The sequence below is a fragment of the Microcoleus sp. PH2017_05_CCC_O_A genome, assembly GCF_020738785.1.
GTDB lineage: Bacteria > Cyanobacteriota > Cyanobacteriia > Cyanobacteriales > Microcoleaceae > Microcoleus.
On record NZ_JAEQCB010000020.1, the window covers coordinates 50984 to 70193 of the forward strand.

Annotated in this window: 15 protein-coding genes; 3 read left to right on the forward strand and 12 right to left on the reverse strand. The window is 44.4% G+C overall.

Annotated elements, in window-relative coordinates; all coding sequences use genetic code 11:
* Positions 1 to 181 precede the first annotated feature (181 nt).
* From JGK20_RS06780 to JGK20_RS06830, 11 genes are all read right to left on the reverse strand, one after another.
* Positions 182 to 988, reverse strand: a complete 807-nt coding sequence (locus tag JGK20_RS06780) for a WecB/TagA/CpsF family glycosyltransferase (RefSeq protein WP_293183711.1) — start codon at positions 986 to 988, stop codon at positions 182 to 184.
* Between the two features lie 110 nt (positions 989 to 1098).
* A complete protein-coding gene (locus JGK20_RS06785) occupies positions 1099 to 2181 on the reverse strand; it encodes an NAD-dependent epimerase/dehydratase family protein (protein ID WP_293183713.1) in 1083 nt (360 codons plus the stop codon).
* 58 nt (positions 2182 to 2239) lie between these two features.
* Positions 2240 to 3481: a glycosyltransferase gene (locus tag JGK20_RS06790; protein WP_293211949.1), complete on the reverse strand. Its 1242-nt coding sequence runs from the start codon at positions 3479 to 3481 to the stop codon at positions 2240 to 2242.
* Positions 3482 to 3709: 228 nt separating this feature from the next.
* Entirely contained in the window at positions 3710 to 4876 is a 1167-nt protein-coding gene (locus tag JGK20_RS06795) for a glycosyltransferase family 4 protein (protein WP_293183717.1), read from the reverse strand.
* Position 4877: 1 nt separating this feature from the next.
* Positions 4878 to 5759: a glycosyltransferase family 2 protein gene (locus JGK20_RS06800; RefSeq protein ID WP_325315236.1), complete on the reverse strand. Its 882-nt coding sequence runs from the start codon at positions 5757 to 5759 to the stop codon at positions 4878 to 4880.
* Between the two features lie 315 nt (positions 5760 to 6074).
* A complete protein-coding gene (locus tag JGK20_RS06805; protein WP_293217080.1) occupies positions 6075 to 7325 on the reverse strand; it encodes a glycosyltransferase family 4 protein in 1251 nt (416 codons plus the stop codon).
* Positions 7326 to 7478: 153 nt separating this feature from the next.
* Positions 7479 to 8405: a glycosyltransferase family 2 protein gene (locus JGK20_RS06810; RefSeq protein ID WP_293229869.1), complete on the reverse strand. Its 927-nt coding sequence runs from the start codon at positions 8403 to 8405 to the stop codon at positions 7479 to 7481.
* Positions 8406 to 8423: 18 nt separating this feature from the next.
* Entirely contained in the window at positions 8424 to 9485 is a 1062-nt protein-coding gene (locus tag JGK20_RS06815; protein WP_293183721.1) for a hypothetical protein, read from the reverse strand.
* Between the two features lie 38 nt (positions 9486 to 9523).
* On the reverse strand, positions 9524 to 10741 hold the full coding sequence (locus JGK20_RS06820; RefSeq protein ID WP_293183722.1) for a hypothetical protein: 1218 nt from the start codon (positions 10739 to 10741) through the stop codon (positions 9524 to 9526).
* Positions 10738 to 12072 carry a flippase gene (locus JGK20_RS06825; protein WP_293183723.1) on the reverse strand — a complete coding sequence of 445 codons (1335 nt, stop codon included), beginning with the start codon at positions 12070 to 12072 and terminating at the stop codon, positions 10738 to 10740. The genes JGK20_RS06820 and JGK20_RS06825 overlap by 4 nt, the downstream gene beginning before the upstream one ends.
* A 119-nt stretch (positions 12073 to 12191) precedes the next feature.
* The gene (locus JGK20_RS06830; protein WP_293229872.1) at positions 12192 to 13610 is read right to left on the reverse strand and encodes an O-antigen ligase family protein; all 1419 of its coding nucleotides are present in this window, start codon (positions 13608 to 13610) and stop codon (positions 12192 to 12194) included.
* A gap of 312 nt (positions 13611 to 13922) precedes the next feature.
* On the opposite strand from JGK20_RS06830, the gene JGK20_RS06835 reads away from it, so the two are divergent.
* From JGK20_RS06835 to JGK20_RS06845, 3 genes are all read left to right on the forward strand, one after another.
* Positions 13923 to 15401 carry a polysaccharide biosynthesis/export family protein gene (locus JGK20_RS06835; protein WP_293191975.1) on the forward strand — a complete coding sequence of 493 codons (1479 nt, stop codon included), beginning with the start codon at positions 13923 to 13925 and terminating at the stop codon, positions 15399 to 15401.
* Positions 15402 to 15537: 136 nt separating this feature from the next.
* A complete protein-coding gene (locus JGK20_RS06840; protein ID WP_293183731.1) occupies positions 15538 to 17883 on the forward strand; it encodes a tyrosine-protein kinase family protein in 2346 nt (781 codons plus the stop codon).
* Between the two features lie 320 nt (positions 17884 to 18203).
* Complete coding sequence (locus JGK20_RS06845) at positions 18204 to 18569, forward strand: response regulator (protein WP_039886668.1); 366 nt, start codon at positions 18204 to 18206, stop codon at positions 18567 to 18569.
* A 63-nt stretch (positions 18570 to 18632) separates the two neighbouring features.
* Here the strand turns inward: JGK20_RS06845 and JGK20_RS06850 are convergent, their stop codons facing one another.
* Positions 18633 to 19130 carry a hypothetical protein gene (locus tag JGK20_RS06850; protein WP_293183733.1) on the reverse strand — a complete coding sequence of 166 codons (498 nt, stop codon included), beginning with the start codon at positions 19128 to 19130 and terminating at the stop codon, positions 18633 to 18635.
* Positions 19131 to 19210 lie beyond the last annotated feature (80 nt).

The following is a 19210-nucleotide window of genomic DNA, read 5'->3' on the forward strand; positions in this document are numbered from 1 at the left end:
AATCTAAATAGCAAGTTACAAAGCAAGCAAAACAAAAATCACAGAAAACAACCCATTAATTCTCGATTTAAATAGTCACAAGTTTAAAGTTGCCAGTTAAAATAATTATTTATTATTTCTACTTTCGGCTTGTGGCTTTTTATTAGTCAAAACTGACTATTTACAACACAATAGATAAAATTCAACCATACAATACTTCTTCCACAGGCGGCGTGGCGTCTTTGGGGTCGAACTCTTTTAATTTGAAAGCTTGCAGCAAAAACAGCCAGATATAAAGCGGATTTAACAAAACATACCGCTTCCAGAGGCGTCGGGGTTCCTTCATGAACCTAAACAGCCATTCCAAACCCATCTTACCTAAAATCTCAGGAGATTTAGCCAAATTTCCCGCATGAAAATCGTAGGCTGCACCTACAGCAATCAGTGGCATTGATATGTCATCCCGGTATTCGTAAGCCCAGACTTCTTGTCGCGGACAGCCCAAACCTACAAAAGTAATGGCTGCACCGCTGTTGCGAATTTGCAGCGCAATTTCCTTTTTCTCTTCCGGCGAAACGTGCCTAAATTTAGAAGGCTGAGTTCCAGCAATAATTAACTTGGGATAAAGTTGGCAGAGATTGCGAGACAAAGCCTCCAGTACAGAAGCTTTAGAGCCGTACAAATAGATAGATAATCCTTCTTCGGCCGCACGTTCGCAGATTTCTAACATCGCATTCGGCCCGCAAACTCGATCGGGCAATCCCGTATTGTAGAGCAAATTTAACGCCCACCTTACCGGTTGTCCATCCGGCAATACTAAGTCAATGTGATTGAGCCGATAGCGGTGAGTGCTGTCAAGAACCCCTGTCATTACCCCGTGCACCGCTAGAGCCGAAACTGAAAGTGGTTTTCCGGCCTTGGCTGCCGCAATAATTTTGCTGACAGCCGCTTCATAATTCAGGGCATTTACTAATATGCCTAGTACATTCTTTTTCCCGAGATCGATCATAGAACACCTCTGTAAGCCAACAGCCGTTACAGTCATAAATCTCCTGTAGGATTTGTTTAACGTTGTATTCAATCTTTACCAAAAATGCCAGCCCATTATTTTTGTCCCGCTCAATTCTGCGCCCCTTCTTTCAGCCAGCGCTCGCGGTTACAGTCATAAATCTCCTGTAGGATTTGTTTGACGTTATATTTCATTTTCCAGTCAGGATAGTGGCTGGAAAATTTTGAGTTGTCGCTAATCCACCAAATGTGATCGCCAATGCGATTCCCTTCTGCATATGTCCAATTAAATTTGCGTTCAGCAATTGCCTCACACATCTGGATGGCTTCTAACATCGAACAATTGCTATATCTGCCTCCTCCTGTATTATAAACCTGGGCGCTTCTGGGAGCTTTATAAAATTCATAAAAAGCAGAAATTAAATCAGCACTGTGAATGTTGTCGCGGACTTGCTTGCCTTTGTACCCAAACACGGTGTAGGGAGTTCCTGTCACGGCGCACTTCATCAAGTAGGCGAGAAATCCGTGTAATTGAGCTCCCGAATGATTGGGCCCAGTCAGACAGCCACCCCTAAAACAAGCCGTATTCATATTAAAATAACGACCGTATTCTTGAACTAAAATATCAGCGGACACCTTAGACGCACCAAACAAACTGTGCAGGCACTGATCGATTGACATATCTTCCCGAATCCCACCTTCGTAAGTGTGACCTGGTTCAATTTCCCACCTGTGTTCTAATTCAATTAAAGGTAATTTGTTGGGCGTATCGCCGTATACTTTGTTGGTAGAAGTAAAAATGAAAACGGCTTTGGGACAGTACAAGCGAGTTACTTCTAAAAGATTGAGAGTACCGTTAGCGTTGACGGTAAAATCTATTTTAGGAGCGCGGGCAGCCCAATCGTGGCTGGGTTGGGCTGCTGTGTGAATTACTAACTCGATCGACTCGCCATACCGCTGAAAGATATTGGTAATCGCTTCATAGTCGCGAATGTCCACATCTAAATGGTAATACTTTGTTCCCAGTGATTTTTCGAGTTGTTGGCGGTTCCAATTAGTAGAACCATCAGCACCAAAAAAGAACTGACGCATATTGTTGTCGATGCCAACGATGTCGAAACCTTGTTTGGCAAAGAATTTACAAGCCTCGGATCCAATTAAACCCGCCGCTCCAGTAATAATTGCAACGCTCACGTTTCACCGCCTAAAAAATATAGTTTTCTTTGTTTTGTGCGATCGCACAAATCAGAAGTTATCCTGATTTGCCTTGGAATACATCTTCGCACAATTCGGCGCACAATTCGGCAAAAAATTTACCTTTTATGTTCCAGTCATATATTTCCCGGACGCGCTTTTGACCGGCTCGACCCAAGCGATCTCGCAATTCACGATCGTGCGCTAAACACACTATAGCTTCTGCTAGACCTTTCGTCGAATTTTCGGGCTCGGTAGCCTTGACTTTAATGCCAGTTTGGGCCGTTACTTGAGTCGCAGGCCCACCTAAATCCAAACAAATCGTAGGACGCCCAATCCCCATGATTTCAGTACATACAAAACCTCCCGAGTCGTGCAAACTCGGATGGAGGAGAACATGAGACTCGCCCATTTTTGAAAGAGTTTCAGTACGCGATAAAGCTCCCCAAAAATATACTTTATTTGCCAGTCCCAATTCTGTTACCAAAGCTTCTAAACGCTTCCTTTCCGGGCCGTCTCCCACAATCCAGTATTCCGATTCTTCCACGTTTGCCTCCGCAAATGCACGGAGTCCCAAGTGCACTCCTTTCCAGTGTAATAGACGACCCACACTAATAAATCTAATTGGTCGATCGGGCGGGGTTGGAAATTTTTCTAGTTCCTCAATTTCCTGCTGGGACAAACCGACTTGCGAGAAAATTTTCACATTTTTTGCTTTGAGAAATCGCAGTCGGGCTGCTGTTTCTTCGGTAGTTGCTAGCGCGATCGCACTGCGACGCGCCGTCAGCCCCACAAACGGATCGCGTTCTCCTACGCTTTGAGCCAATGCTCGCAGTGTTTCATAAATTCTGCCCCGGCGGCTAAAATCTTGCCAAAAAGGCTTTGGTGCTGCTTCTGCACCCCCGACAGGCCCCCAAATAAAAGGATGCGGCAACAGCGCCAGGAAACTTGGTGACCAATGTTTGACATAAGTTACGTGGTGTACTATGTCAAAACCGATTTCGCGATCGAGCTTTCGAGCGATAAAATAAGCCCAGATTTGCCACAGATAGTAGTGAAGTTGCAGCAATCCTTGTTTTCCTTTCCAATCTTCGCTCCACCCAAACGGATCGAAATAAACAAAGTGCAGGTTGGGCACTGGATTGCGTTCTAGTTCTGCTTCAATGTACGATCGACAAAACGTCCGAGTAAATACCCAACTTTCGTGATGTTTAGCAGATTGGATAACAGTATTCCATCCCACTCCCTCTTCAGATCCTAGATTTGGTTCGCAAGCAAAGGCAGATAATAAAACTTTCATAGGTAATTGGGAATTGGGAATTGGGAATTGGGAATTGGGAATTGGGAATTGGGAATTGGGAATTGGGAATTGGGAATTGGGAATTGGGAATTGGGAATTGGGAATTGGGCATCGGGCATTGTAGATAGAATCAGGAAGTTATTGGTAATAAATAACCAATAACCAATAACTAACAACTAACAACTAACAACTAACAACTGTCAACTGTCAACTGTCAACTGTCAACCGTCAACCGTCAACTGACTTCATCAAAAAAGATGTAACTTCGACATAAGCTTTAGCTGCTGTTTCAGGAGATTTTTGAGAAATTAGCTGTCGCGAACACTCTCCCATCGATTCAATCAAATTAGGATTGTCTATGAGAATCTGCATTTTTTCTGCCAACTCCTTGGCATTGTTAGGGTCAAAAATATAACCGTTTTCCCCAGACGCAATTAACTCACAGGAAGCTGCACCGTTAGAACACAATACCGGTTTCCCAAACACCATTGCTTCCGGTACAACCATACCCCAGACATCCTCAAAAGTAGGAAAAACAAAAATATCAGCAAGCTGAAAATAAGCTCCCAAACTTCCGTAGTCAACCCATCCCACCCAGTTTACTTGCTCGGGGAAATCTTGCTCTTTAATAAAAGCTTCCAACTCCTCTCGCTGGTCGCCCTTGCCAACAATTAGTAAAGTATAATCAGAATATCCTTGCTTTTTGAGAAGGGCACAAGCTTCTAACAGCGTCTTAATTCCTTTTCTAGCTGTGATCCGTCCCACATATAAAAAAACTGGGTGTTTGAGATCTAAATTTAGTGGCTTGGTTGTGACCAAAGGTTTCAGCAGCGTTTCCGCATCTGGAACTAAATAAGTTCTCGTAAAAACTTGCTCTTGGGGTGCATGGAGAACTTCCACCAAATATCTTTTTCCAGCTTGGCTGTTAGAAACAAAAGCATCGGCAAACTTAGCTAAAATGCGTCTGGCGAATGTCCGAAAACTCGAATCTCGAAAATCTGTGTTTGGCGAACTCCCGTCATAAATAATTGCAACTCGCCATTGACAAAGCGGTTTGAGGAGAATTACCAAGACAGTCCACAAAGAAAAAGCTTGAGGAAAAACTACTTGTGGCCTAAATTTAAGCAAATGACCGATGATGCTAGGCGAGACTGCGATGAAACCGCGATCGTATCCTGTTTCGATCTTTTCTGTCTCGACAAATTTAGTTTCCCCTACCAATTTAATTGCTGATGCTCCCGGTAGCGTCGGATCGAACCCAGACCAAACGCGACCAGTATAAAACACAGTATTTTTATATACTTTTGTAAATTCTCTTAATACAGGCTGCCAATATGCGCCCAATTCTACTTCTGGAACCAGCCAAGCGACGCGCAAATCATCTCTATCGACCATGCTATTCACCTTCAGTTTTGTTTTTATTGAATCCCAGCTTGCTTAAAACTGAAAACCAAACTAACCTTCTGTAAGGTAGCAACCAATATACTGGCCAGAATAAACCACCGTGACGGCGAGCAAAAACTTTCCACTCTTCCCAGGGTTGAAGGGTAGCATCTTTAAAAGCTAAACCCTTGGGTTGGTTCATTTTTTCCAAGCCTTCACTCATATTGGCAGCCGCTATTGTTGTTGATTGCGGATTGGGAGAACAGGTTCCTTGATAGCCTGGAGCTATCCAAACTGTACAGCCTTTTTGTCGGGCACGCAGACCGTATTCCCAATCTGATAGATAATGAATAAAGGCTGGATCGAGATTGCCAACCAGTTCAACCACGCTGCGGGGAATTAACACGCAGTTACCATTCATGCTGTCACAAGGCTGAGGTGCTTTTGTTGGCTGAAGGAAGCGAAATTTAAAGGGAAGTAATGGGGTAATCTTGACTATACCGCCGTATGTAAAATCACCGGTTTCTGGATCGCGAGTAGAGCCGGCAACGATCGCCTTTTTTTCTCCTTTTTTGATTAGCTCGCTACTGGTGGCGAGCAAGTCGTTGAAAGCTTCTGGTTCGAGTACGGTGTCGTCGTTGAGCCAGACATAGTAGTCTGGATCGTCTTTCATAGCTTCGCTGAAAGCAACCCGCATTCCTCCATTCCAAAATAAGTTACCATCTCCCGAAAAAATCTTGACGTGAGGGTATGTTTGCTGTATTACTTCTGCTGTGCCATCAGTGCTACCATCATCTACCAGATAAGCATTGAGTGCAATTTCCTTTGTTAATTTTTGCTTAAACAGCGACTCTAGAGTGGCCAAAGTCTTTAACTTGCGGTTATGGCAAGTCATCAGGACTGCTATACTTATCTGCTCCATCTATATCAAATATTGGGCTGTTTGTGCAAAATTGGTATAAAACTGTCCTCGGGCGATCGACAATGCCGATCGCAGGCGAGTCCTATTCAATTAATAACTTAATCTGTCACAAGTATCAAGATATTTAGTCGATCGTTTATTTTTTGATTGGCCAGCTTTGCCCAGCCTCTAATTGCCTGACGGTGTAATTGTAACAATCAACACGTCGGCTGTCCGAAAATATACTAATAAACACCCAAAAATCGGCATTATAAATACCCTACAAGTTTTACATTTAATCAGTTTTACTTACTTAGGAGTTTGGCAAACTTCTTGATAAAGATTTTGATACTCGCGAGCTTGCACTTCTAAGGTAAACTTGGCTTCAACTTTCTCTCGTGCTAGGCGACAAAGCTTTTGATGCCGCTCACCATCTTCTAGCACCCAAGCAATCCCTCGCGCTAAATCCTCGGTATCATAGGGTTGGGCTAAATAGCCATTGTACTGGCGATCGACAATATCTTTTAGTCCCGTCACATCAAAAGCCACCACAGGCGTACCGCAAGCCATGGCTTCCGATGCCGTCTGCCCAAAAGCTTCGTACCGCGAAGGTACAACCATCACATCCGCCGCTGCATAAACCTGTGACAAAGTAGTATCATCCAACCTGCCTAAATAATGAGTTTTGAAACCAACATCGATCGGGCTTTCAGGCTCAGAACACCCAAAAACCAACAGTTCAATCTTATCTTGCCAACCCGACTGACTGAGGCTTTGCAAAGCCGGAACCAGCAACGGAAACCCCTTCCAGCGATCGCCCGTACCCTGCATCGCCCCAAACAAGACCAACTGTTTATCTTGAGGCAAATTCAAACTATCCCTCACCTGCGGGCGGTTCAGCGGCTTGTAGAGTTCAGCATCAAGGCCATTCGCAATGACTTTAACTGGATAATTTTTCAACAAAGAACTAGATTTCGCGCATTCAGCCAACCAATGACTCGGAGTTACCAAAGTCAGATTCAAATTTTGCCAAGCCTCAGCTTTCCGCTGCCAAATCCAACGAGAAATATCAGCATCCTTAGTGCTGTGCAGTTGCGGACAAGCACCGCAAGCATCAAGATAGCGATCGCAATTTTCACTGTAGTGACATCCACCCGTAAACGCCCACATATCGTGCAGCGTCCAAACCACCGGTTTATTAAACTTAGCCAGAGTTTCAATCTGCATATAACCTTCACAAACCCAGTGCAAATTGATCGCATCAGGGTTAATTTTGGCAACTTCCGATGCCAGAGAATCAGGAACCCATTGCGGCGAAAAAATTACCTGACCTAGTTTGGGATAAACTTTTAACGGCAATCTATTTAATTTTCCTCGGAGACTCTTAAACTTTTCTCCTAACCTTGTCGGCATCAACCGCACAGTTTCATCATCACTAAACTTATAACCAGCCAAAATTTCGGAATTCACCCCGATACTTTGCAAGCCCTTGTGCAGCCGATAAGTCGCCCTCGCAGCACCACCTTTAGTATCGTAATTACTCACCAGCAAAACTTTCATCCAAACATCCTCATTATCAAATCCCTTCTCCTCTTCTCTTTCTCTGCGCCCTCTGCGCCCTCTGTGGTTAAATCCTTCATAAAAATCCCAAACCAAATACCCAAATCCCAGACTCATTCAAAAAGTAGGATATCTAAAAAACAGCATTTTTACTTACATTTTCAATAATCCTTTAATTTTGCGCTGGACTTTCTTGACCAATTTCGGATCGTAATCATATAAACTCTCTTGAGTAAAGCGATCCGCTTGGGCGTCCCGAATCACAAACGGAGGATGTTTTAGAGGAAAGGCGATCGGTTCAACAGACATATTGTTGTAGGGACTATTGATATCATCCGTGTGAGTCCCCCCCGTTCCGTGTCCGATATTTGCAGCTAAATTGACATTAGACAAAATATTCAAACCATTTTGAATAAAACTCGCAAATGTCCACTGAAAATCCCATGTATCAATAGCTTTGTCGTAACACAACTGACAAGTTTTAGTCCAGATTTTGGCAGCATGAGCATCTCCCAATACATCCATCAAAAAATTGCCATCTCGAACCGACGGCCACAGCTTCATATCTAGATCGTAGTGTCGCCAAGCTCGCCTCCAACTCGCCCAACTCCAGCAATGAGTGTAGCGAGAAAAGTAGTAGCTACAATCAGTTCGCTGCTTGCCAAACTGCACGTTTTGACCAGATATTGACATAATTCGTTCGTCGTATCGGTAGCGTTCCAGCAACTCTTCAGCAAAGTAGAAAAAGCTACTATCAGGCAAACAATCATCCTCAATAATTATCGCCTCTTCCACCGTATCAAACACCCAATCTAACCCGCTAGAAACTCGCTGGCGACAGCCCAAATTAGTCTCAGCATAGTTCCGCAAAACTTCGCATTCCCAATCCACCTGTTCAATAATCGCGCGAGCCGCAGCGCATTGCGCGTCTTCTCCCGGCTTGTCCGGCCGCGGCCCGTCAGCAACTACTAACAATTTTGACGGCTTGACTTTGCGAATTTCTGCGAATACTCTCTGAGTTTCTTCGGGACGTTTGAAAATAATAAAAGCGACGGGGGTTTTTAACGGTCGATCGAACATTTACACAACTCCACTATGCTAATTGCTGACAACACTTTTGACTTTCGACAATCTCCTTTTGATACCAGAAATTCTATTGTCAAAAACATCCAAGACAGTCTTAGAAATATTCCGTTGTGGTATGCCAACATAACCCGCAACATATTTAGTAAACTGCTCTCCTAAAGGCAAATTCCAAAAATCTGATTGGGGATTAGAAACTTGTGCAAAAATTCGCTTAATTCCGTATCCTTTTTCGGCTGGCAAATGCCATATATCCATTTTTAAATCAGCCTCAGTTGCCGTATGAATGATCGGCGATGTCCACACTCGATTAAAATAAGCATTGCCGCTGCTGCGAGCATATCCCAGCTTGTTGTAAATGTAGGTGAGCATCTGCTCTTCTGTATTTAATTTTGTCTTTCCTTCGGCAAATCTTTGCAAGCAAGTCTCCCAGATCGAGTCTACTTCGTCGGACAATATTTTAATGTGTTTGCCACTTCCTACGATAAATTCTGCACCAAAATACTTGGGAGGCTCATCTACTTTATAGCCTAATTCCTCATAAATTTTCTGCATTTCTCGCCTGGTTAAACCGCTGATTTTTTTGTCTTCAGGCTCGTACAAATCGTAGGTAGCCAAACCTTGTTTTTCAATATCGGCAATTATGCGATCGGCGGAGTTTACCCACACGCAGTCAGAGTCTAAAGCTATACAGCGATCGTTTAACGCTGAATGATTTTTCAAATATTGAATAATGTCAAACTTAAAAAAGGTACTTCTGAAGGCGGGGTAGTATTCCATTGGTGGCTGATAGGTAAATGGAATCTGGACAACTTTAACTCCAATTTTGTCGAAAAACTCAACGGTGTTAAAGCTTTCAATATTTGGAATGCGATCGGCATTCGTAAATAAGATATGCTGAGCTTCCGGGTTATTTCTAACGCTGGAAGCAAAATATACCACCGCACATCGCCAGTAAACTGATTGAAATTTTTCCGAAGAAGATTTAGCATCCGATCCTTGGGGATATTTACTTTCCTGGCCTTCTTCATCGCAGCACATTCCAGTAACTATGTAAACAGAACCGCTGTCATTCATCGTGTCTATCTCCTGTTATATTTAAAGTGTGGAGTAAATTAAAGCCGTGAAGCGAAGCTATCCCTAAGGGAATCGCCCGTCATGTGAAAATAGAAATCCAAGCGCTTGATAATCATTTCAGAACCAATATGCGCTAAGTTTTTTAAGCTAGTCGCCAGCGGCAGATATCGATAGCGAAACGAAGACAGTCTGGGATCTGTTTCTTGATATAAAATATCTTGAGCAAAGTTGCCCCACCTTTCATCGATCATATCGATCGTCATACCAGCGTGTCCCGAAGGCAGCAACATATTGGAACCGTGAATCCCAATTACCAAGCGACTCTCTGAATAAACCTGACACATTTGCCTCTCAGTTTTTTCATCGAACTTATCCACTCTGAAATCTTCTACCCACTCTGGAAAGCTAGTGTTTTTGCCTAAACCTACAACTGCAAACTTAGCTTGTGGCAGCAACTTTCGCATTTTCGCAAACAACCTCTGCACTTTCCAATTTTGAATACTTAAAGGAATTTGTAGCAAGTTAATTTTTCGGAAAATTTTGACAAGCAAATGCCGGCACCACAGCCGATCTTCCCGCCAAACAAAAGTAATTTTGTATTCTTCCTTATCAAAATCGTGTTTGGCAACCCCCGTAAATTTACTAATATCAAATTGACTGGGGTGAGAATAGGCTTCACTGATGTAAACTTCCTGGAAACGTTCTAACTGTTTGCTGACAAAAGCGTCAAAACTGGGATAGTGAGACTGACCATTTTTCAGCGATATAGGTACTGTCCAGACTTCAGCAACTCCTTCGGGAACCATCCACCTCATAAATTTTTGGACAATGACAATCAAACCAAATTCTGGGTGAGATTCTAAATGCCTCTGTGCGTTGAGCAACTTTAAAAGGCTGTGTCCGTAAAGATAATCAATGCAGTTTAATATGATTACCCGATCGCAAGATTTAAAGATTTCTTGAGTAATTTCTAGGTGTTCGTTTTGAGGATTTTGCAGAGATTTGAGCAAGGGTTTTGCTAAAAATTCTTCCGCATATTTGTCATCACTAAAAGTTGTTCCTTCAGCTAAGTTAATGCTGTAAGCAGTTTTAGCCGCGTGGCCAATTCTCAACTCGTCAATGATTTCGCCACCTCCTGGAGACTCAGACACAACACAGATGCGGGAACCTTGCCACAATACTTTGACAGGTTTGAGTATTTGCCCAGAAGAGGGACAGTGCGATCGGTGTTCGAGCTTGGGTTTAATTTCAATCATTTGATCAATCCTATCAGCCTGGATGCAGCCTTGTATAAATTCAGCGAATTCAGAATTAAATTACCAAAAGGTCTCAGTTCTTTAATCAAAAAGTTGACTAAAATAATTACATAGAAATAAGTAATTAAAGTTGCCGCAGTTGCTCCAAAAGCTCCATATTTAGGAATTAGTAGAGAGTTCAATACTATATTAAAAAATGAGCCAATAAATGTCAAGTAAAGACCGTATCGCAGTTGACCTTCTAAGGCAAAATAGGTATTTCTAGCGATGCCGAAGTTACTGCCAAATTGAGCCCAAACGTAGATTGACAATACCCTGGCTGACTCTGTATATTGAGCGCCGTAGAGAGTTTGGACTATGAAAGGAGCTAGCAGAGAGATTGGTAATGCCACTCCCAACCACAAAAATAACATGGCATCTGAGTAAATCTGAAAGTTTTTTAAGTATTCGCCATAATTTTTTTCTCTTAACTGTGCGAGTTTCGGGAAAATAGAAGAAGCGATGATCACAGGCAAAAAATCACATATTTCTGATAGTTTGACTGCAACTGCATAATATCCTAACTCAGTTTTATTTATAGAGCCGAGCATGATTTGATCGATTTTGGAATAAATAAAAACCGCCAAGCCTGAAAGCACCAGCGGCCAACTTTCGTGAAGCAGTTCTTTACCTCGCTGCCAACTGACTCGCCACAGCTTTAAATCATTTCCCTTGTTTTGATAGACAATTGCGATCGCCAATCCGGCTAATGCTACCTCTCCCAACCTGATCCAAGCAAAAGCAATCAGTGGTGCTTTGAGTTGAATTAATCCGATTCTGAGTCCTGCAACCAGTAATGATACGCAATTTTTAGCGACAACTGTATACTTAGATTGAACTTGAGATTGAAACCAAAAATTTATTGTTTCAAAGGACTGAAAAATCGTGCCGGCGGCGATAATCCCTACCAGCCAACGAGTTAAGCTGTCATTGGGATTCTGTATTGAAATCACTGTGACAGTGAGCAGTAAAGTGATGATTCCGCCTGCTAATTGTATGGCAAAAGCAGTCCCTAGAGTCTCTTCTTTGCAGTCGGGATTGCGAGCAATGTCTCGCACTACCAGAGTACCCAATCCCATTGTTGCCACCGAGGAAAACAGCGAAACAAAGGCGATCGCATAATTGATTAAGCCAAATTGTTCCGGGCCCAGATATCGTGCTACCCACACTCCCACCAGCAGACCCAGACTCATCTGCAAAATTTGGTCAGTCAACAGCCAAGCCAGGTTGCCGAGTACCTGGCGGAGGCCGGGGCCGAGCTTTTGACTGACCGCATTTAGCTTATCTAACATCAGAAAGTTTTCAGTCCTTGTCAGAAATAAATATACTTTTCGAGCCTTGGGGGATTAATCAAAAACCAGGCTCATTAATATAGTATATCATAGTTCGAGCAATTTTTAACTTCTGCAAGTTAATCATGATTCAATCTGGATGAAGATGGCGCCACCAAATCGCCTCCGGAAATACGCCGGTTGCTGGATGGAGATTTGCCACTATCGATACTGAGTCTAACTGTTATTAACACGTAGGCAAGCCAGACATCCCCAATATCACATAGAGAACCTTCAGTTAGGTTGTTCAAAACAATAAAAACTAAGTAAATAATCGGTATTCCCGCTTGAGATAGCGGGCTGCGGCTCAGTTGGCGGACGGCAAAAATCAGATTTGTAAACACAGAAATTATGATTAGAACCAGTCCTGGATAGCCGAAAGAGAGTAAGACTGCTATGGAACCATTATGAGCAGTTTTAGGTTGAAATCCACTCGTAGTATATATATAATAAGCTGGGGTCTCCTTGCCTATTAATGCTTGTTGAAAAAATCCCTCAAATCCATAGCCAAACCAAGGACGCTGGTTGGCTGCCGCGATTAATTGCGGCCAGAACTCCGTGCGTCCTGTCAAAGTCAAATCTTTTCCTAAACCTCCGACAACAATGGATTCCAAATTGTCGATTATATAAATGCTACCTATGATACCGAAGATCGTAAAGCCGACAATACAAGTAAAGGCCCATTGAAACTTTAACTTGCTCAAAAAGCTTAAGGATGATACTACAACTATGAGCATCAAACTATTAACTAGAGAACCCCCAGAGCTAGTAGTTCTAACCAAATAAAAGGAAAAAAACATGAATGCCAGAGCTATCCAGCGTTCTTTCTGAGTTTTAGCACCTTGGGAATAGTGCAGGTACCAAAGTGCTGTACTTACTACCATGATGCTGCCCAGAGAATTTTTGTGACTGGTAATTCCTGACAATTCCCGTGTCACATTCGGGTAGCGCAAAAAACTAACTATACCCACCGAGGTATAGCCCCATCGCACTAAGGCTGATAGTTCGTGCCACTCATATCGCGCACCTATATAAAAACCCACAACCGTAAAACCTGTAAATGCTATCCCCGCTTTCAGCGTAATATCAGGAACTAGCGACCACAGTGTCGATGTTATTGGTAGCCAACAATATAGCGAAAAAGCCGGATTTCTCAGCACCACAAATAACAATCCTTCGACAAGTTTGTGTTTACAAAAATTAATAAATTTCCCACATAAAATAAAAACTATCCAGGGATAAAATACATAAGGAAGCTGCTTAATTACTCCACCCTCAGGGTCAGTGATATTGATAAAGTGCATATAATTAAAAGGAGGTACATTAACATGAGGAGACATGAAAATGTACAGAACTGCAAACCACTTTTCTAAAGTAATACCAATTTGTTTTTTGCTGGCAATCTGAAATATCAACAGAGTGATCGCCAAGCCACTGACACCCAATATCATCAGCAACAAATTATTGCTGAGAATTAGTTCTTTAATCATTCTCGCCATAAATATCTACCCTCTCTGAGAAAAATACCAATTTAGCAGCGGGCTAATTCCACCAAAATAACAATAAACCGAGGTATTTGTCGCCGGCGATCTTTCTATATAAGCTGCTGCTGGTCTAAAGTGTTGGTTGGTTGGGTATGAGGAGAGGGGTTGGGGAATGCCGAGGTTTTTTTATTCTGCCTTCTAGATAATTGCCGGGAGGGGGAGGGGAAGAAAATTTGATGATTTTTTTCTTTGTATCTGCGATCGACATTGCTTTTCAACGATCGGCGATTAAACTGGTGAATGATCCTCAAATAAAATAAGTAGTCTGTGGCTAACACTGATTTTTCCAAACAAGTAAACCCGCCAGTCTTGAGTTTGATGTTGTGGACGATCGCCTGCGCGAGTATTTCCCTCGGGTTCCCGCTTGGTGCAACAGCGCAACTACCATTGCGTCCTGGCGCAGTCACAACACCTGTCGGCGTTAGAAGATCGCCCCAAAGCTACAAACTCGGCGGTGGCGATCGCATCCAAGTAGAAATACTCGAAGTACCAGAGCTCACCCGTGGCTACGAAGTCCTCTCAGACGGTTCCGTCAACCTCCCGCTGATCGGTCTGATCTCGATCCGCGGCCGTACCTTAGCGGAAGCCACCACCATCATCCGCAACGCCTACCGCCGCATCCTCAAAGATCCGATAGTTACAGTCAGCCTCGTCGCCGCCCGCCCCCTCAACGTCGGCGTCATCGGAGAAGTAACTAGGCCCGGAAACTTCACGATCGCCCTCACTCCAGGCCCGGGGGTCGCGCCCAGCGTGCAGTACCCAACCGTCACCCAAGCCCTCAGACTCGCAGAAGGCGTCACTGGCGTCGCTGACATCCGCAACATCCGCGTCCGCCGTCCCCAACCCGACGGCCCCGACCAAGTGCTCAACGTTAACCTATGGAAATTCTTGCAAGAAGGAGACATCTCTCAAGATATCATTTTGCAAGACAGAGACACGATTGTGATCCCTACCGTCGCGAACTTCAACCAAGCAGAGGCGCGCCAATTTGCGATCGCCAACTTCTCGCCGCCGCCGGAAAAACCTCGATCGATCTCCATCGTCGGCCAAGTAACCCGCCCGGGGGCTTACGTAGTCATCGGCGGCAACACCAATAGCGACCTCAGCCGAGAAGGATTCCCCACCGTCATCCGCGCCATTCAGCTTGCAGGCGGAATTACCTCCGAAGCCGACATCCGCCAAATTCAAGTGCGCCGCGTCACCAGAAGAGGCGAACAAATCATTCCAGTCAACCTGTGGCAATTCCTAGAGTCCGGCGACGGCGCCCAAGATACCATCCTCCAGCAGGGAGACACCATCATCGTTCCCAAAGCAACTATCGTCAACCCCGCAGAAGCTGGCGTGCTGGCTAGCACTAACTTTGCTCCTTCCGGCATTAACGTTTATGTAGTAGGAGAAGTCAGAACATCTCTCGATCCGTTGAGGCTGCCACCTAATGCCACCCTCAATCAAGCTTTAGTTTCCAGAGGATTTTTTGGCTACGAGAATACGAGAGCTAGAAGGAATAAAATTGAGCTAGTCCGCCTCAATCAGGACGGTACTGCTACTAAACGGACGATCGAAGTCGATTTAACTCAAGGCATTAACGAAGAAGTCAATCCTCAACTTCGGAACAACGACATGATTATCGTATCCCGCAGCGGTATCGTCAACTTCATAGACCGCATGAACGCTGTAGTCGGGCCTGTCGGGCCAGCTACCGGAGTGTTAAATTTTATAAACGTTCTCCGAAGTTTATTCAGGTAAGAACGTTGCTGGTGAGGTGGATAATTCCTGCGAAAGGCTAGAATAAATTAAACAATAGAATTTCTGGCGTCGCGGCGTGGCAGCTTCAAAAATATCAACATCAAAAATATAAACCTCAAGAATACCCAGGCTGAATATGGATAGCAGACAAGATTACCAACCCTTCACACCCAAATCTAATGGCAAACTGCCCGACTTCTCGGCTCAGAACTACAGAGATAGGTTCGTCGAGGAGACAGAGGAAGAAAAGCTAGACTTGTCGTGGCTGTTAGGAGTCCTGCGCCGCCGTATCCTGGTGATGGCAGCAGCCACAATTGCTTTGAGCGCCCTCGCAGGAACAGGGATCGTCACCGCTTCTAAACGGATAACGCTGGAGTATGAAGGCTCATTTTCTCTGTTAGTAGAACCAGCAACCGCTGAAGGTTTGCTATCCAAACAATTAGACAATACCGTCGCTGCCGACTTAGCAAAAATTAATATAGAAGGAATTAGTTTAGTAGATTACGAAACCCAAATTAGGATTTTACGCAGCCCCAAAATGATGCAGCCAGTGCTTCAAGATTTGCGAGCTTGGAATCCCAACCTAACCTACAGCGAACTGATGACAAAACTGTCGATCAGCCGCGTCAGCTACGGAAGAGATGGCAAACAGCAAGGTACAAAAATCTTAGAAGTTCGCTACAAAGATTCAGAACCAAATAAAATTTACGGCGTATTGGATAAGGTTTCTAAAGCTTATCTAGAATATAGCTTGCAGCAGCGGTTGACGGGCATCAATCAAGGTATTAAATTTATAGACATGGAGATGCCCAAGCTCCGAGAAAGAGTCGAAGTTTTGCAACTGCAAGTCCAAAGACTGCGCCAGAATAGCAACTTGTTTGAGCCGCAGCTAGAGGGAAAATCTCTGTCAGAACAAGTTCAAAGCATTCGGGGACAGCAAGTAGGACTCCAGGTACAGTTAAAAGGGATGCGGAATCTCTACCAAAGCTATCAAAATTTACTGGATAAAAATAACCCCATTGGCGTATTGATGACCCAAGGACAAGCTTACGGCGGACTGTTATCTCAAATCCAGAAAATAGACTCAGACTTGTCCCTGAAATTAGCTCAGTATAGAGATGACAGTTTGCCTGTTTTAGCACTGCGAAAAAGTCGGGAAGAACTGATTTTAACGGCGACTCAACAAGCAAAAGAAGTGGTGATGGGAAATTTGTCAAGCCAAATCAAAGAAGTTGAGGCGCGCGATCGCGAAATGACTGCTTTGCAAAAGGCTCTCTACCAAAAAATTAGAAATTTTTCAGTAACAACGAGACAATACGACAATTTAGTGCGGGAACAACAAGTTGTTACTAAGAGTTTGTCGGACTTTTTGGCAAAACGGGAAGCCTTGCGGATTGATGCAGCTCAACAGCAAATACCTTGGGTGCTGATCAATCCTCCGGAAATTCCGCTAGACAAATTCAATAGGCCGATCCCAGCTACAATCAAACAAACCAAAAGACAGTTAGCGTTGGCACTAATTTTAAGCAGTCTGCTGGGCATAGCAGTCGGCTTGCTCGTAGAGGTGCTAAATACTGTTTTCCACACTCCAGAAGCACTGAGAATCGCCACAAAATTGCCGGTGATCGGGGTGATTCCGTTTAGCAAAAAAGTCAGGCGCAGACAGCCAGCGAGGCCGAGGAAACTAACTTCGGCTCGCTCGTCGTCGAAGTCGCAAGTGCAAGTTCTCGAATCCCTCGACACTGAACCTACTCCTCCGACGCTCATCGGGGGTCAAAGTATTTTTAGGGAGTTGGACTATCAATTTTTAGAAGCATTTCGATCGCTCTACACCAATATTCACTTGCTCAGTGCAGGTACGGCAATTCGATCGCTTTTAGTGAGCTCGGCCGTGGCTGGAGACGGCAAATCTACAGTAGCTTTGCACCTGGCCGCGATCGCAGCAGCAGTCGGACAGCGAGTATTGTTAGTAGATGCAGATTTGCGCTGCCCGCAACTGCATACTAAGCTAGGACTGCCAAACGTGCGCGGGCTCGCCGATGCCATTTCTACAGATCTCAGCCTCAACGACGCGATTCAGCGAGCTTTGAATCAAGACAATTTGTTCGTACTTACCGCAGGACAAATTCCGCCCGATCCGATCAAGCTGCTTTCTTCCAAAAAAATGCAGTATTTGATGGAGCAGTTTCAAGCATTTTTTGACTTAGTGATTTATGACACCCCACCGCTAGCCGGCTTGGCAGACGCCCACTTGATAGCAGCTCACACCGACGCTACGATTATGGTCGTGCAAATTGCCAAAACAGACCGAGCGCAAGTTCGCAAAGTTTTAGAAGAATTAAAAATTTCTGGAGCTTCGGTTTTGGGAATCGTGGCTAACGGCTGCAAAAACGATCCTAACAGCTACCGGCAGCGCTCGGTCGGTTTAGACACCCTCTACGACCAAAAACTATCGGCTTTAGGTACAAAAAATCAAAATTAGACAAATTTCGCTCCAAGCGGCGCCGTGCCGCCCTCCTCTACCCGAAATGCACAACCAACCTGCACAATCATTTTTTGACAAACGTACCATTTGAGAAAGAAAATGATAGACTAACGGACATAGCCTCGTGTGTCAACCGAGATTACGCGGATATTTGGTTCGCAGTAATTCTTTAAAAAATGATTGGGAAATCAGCAAAAGTGGGTAAACTACATCTAGCAGAGCGCAATCTCAATCAGGAAAAGACACCTTTGAAGGTGAACGTTAATGCAAACGTTAATGTGAACGTTTCAACCCAGAAACTTGGTAGGGATTATTCTATGAGTACAGTTATGGTTGTTGATGATAGCGTCACTCTGCGGGAGATGATCGCCGACTTGCTCAAAGGTAGAGGACTCAATGTCACGGTAGCTAGTGATGGCGTAGAAGCTCTAGAGCAAATCAAAGCCAACCGCCCGGATTTAGTCGTTCTGGATATCGTGATGCCCCGGATGAATGGCTATGAAGTCTGTCGCCGGCTCAAGAGCGACCCCAAAACTCAGAATTTGCCCGTGGTAATGTGTTCGAGCAAAAGCGAAGAGTTCGATCGCTATTGGGGAATGAAACAAGGAGCCGACGCTTACATCGCCAAGCCGTTTCACCCTCAGGAATTGGTGGGCACGATTAAGCAACTGCTGCGCGGTTGAAGTAGAGGAAGAGGGACAGAAAAAATGTCTTGAGTGGTTCCAATTTCTGATCCCGCAGCCTCTCTAAACTACTCGATTGACAATAGTCCAAACATCCCCGTCCGATCGCACGTAGGGTACAGAAATACTCTTAAAACCCGTAATAAAAGGCTTGTAATAAACCTGCCAGTAGCTGGGACTAATTTGGTCGGCAATGGCTTTAAGTTCCTTCACTTCTCCCGACAATTGGGCCGCCAGTTCGTTAATCCGTTCCGCGTGTCCGCGAGCGAGCTCTCTTCCCTCTTCAACTTGCTGCTCCATCGGACTGATTCTTTGCAAGTTTACCGATAGCTGCTGTTTCTGATTCAGTTGAGCAGACAGAGCTGCGATCGCATCATCTATTCCCTTGACTTCTGCCGACACTTGTGCTGTTTCCCTCGCGTGACGGCGGTAAGCATCAGCGATGGCTTGGGGCGAATCCCCCGCTGGGGCGATCGCGCCAGTGCTAAGCTGTTGGCGTTCGCGGCGCAAAGCCTCAATCTGAGAGCAAATTGCCTCTATGTCTGTCTGAAGTTTGTCCACCAAATTACCGTAGTTTTTGGATATCTTAGCATATTAACACAAGCTAATAAAGGTCTTATATAGCCGAGTCTCAGCAACAG

Excerpts from the sequence above, each read along its gene's own strand:
- JGK20_RS06780 (WP_293183711.1), bottom strand. The coding sequence starts at position 988 with ATGATCGATCTCGGGAAAAAGAATGTACTAGGCATATTAGTAAATGCC.
- JGK20_RS06795 (WP_293183717.1), bottom strand. The coding sequence starts at position 4,876 with ATGGTCGATAGAGATGATTTGCGCGTCGCTTGGCTGGTTCCAGAAGTA.
- JGK20_RS06805 (WP_293217080.1), bottom strand. The coding sequence starts at position 7,325 with ATGAAAGTTTTGCTGGTGAGTAATTACGATACTAAAGGTGGTGCTGCG.
- JGK20_RS06815 (WP_293183721.1), bottom strand. The coding sequence starts at position 9,485 with ATGAATGACAGCGGTTCTGTTTACATAGTTACTGGAATGTGCTGCGAT.
- JGK20_RS06845 (WP_039886668.1), top strand. The coding sequence starts at position 18,204 with ATGAGTACAGTTATGGTTGTTGATGATAGCGTCACTCTGCGGGAGATG.
- JGK20_RS06790 (WP_293211949.1), bottom strand. The coding sequence starts at position 3,481 with ATGAAAGTTTTATTATCTGCCTTTGCTTGCGAACCAAATCTAGGATCT.
- JGK20_RS06825 (WP_293183723.1), bottom strand. The coding sequence starts at position 12,072 with ATGTTAGATAAGCTAAATGCGGTCAGTCAAAAGCTCGGCCCCGGCCTC.
- JGK20_RS06820 (WP_293183722.1), bottom strand. The coding sequence starts at position 10,741 with ATGATTGAAATTAAACCCAAGCTCGAACACCGATCGCACTGTCCCTCT.
- JGK20_RS06810 (WP_293229869.1), bottom strand. The coding sequence starts at position 8,405 with ATGTTCGATCGACCGTTAAAAACCCCCGTCGCTTTTATTATTTTCAAA.
- JGK20_RS06800 (WP_325315236.1), bottom strand. The coding sequence starts at position 5,759 with ATGACTTGCCATAACCGCAAGTTAAAGACTTTGGCCACTCTAGAGTCG.
- JGK20_RS06830 (WP_293229872.1), bottom strand. The coding sequence starts at position 13,610 with ATGGCGAGAATGATTAAAGAACTAATTCTCAGCAATAATTTGTTGCTG.
- JGK20_RS06840 (WP_293183731.1), top strand. The coding sequence starts at position 15,538 with ATGGATAGCAGACAAGATTACCAACCCTTCACACCCAAATCTAATGGC.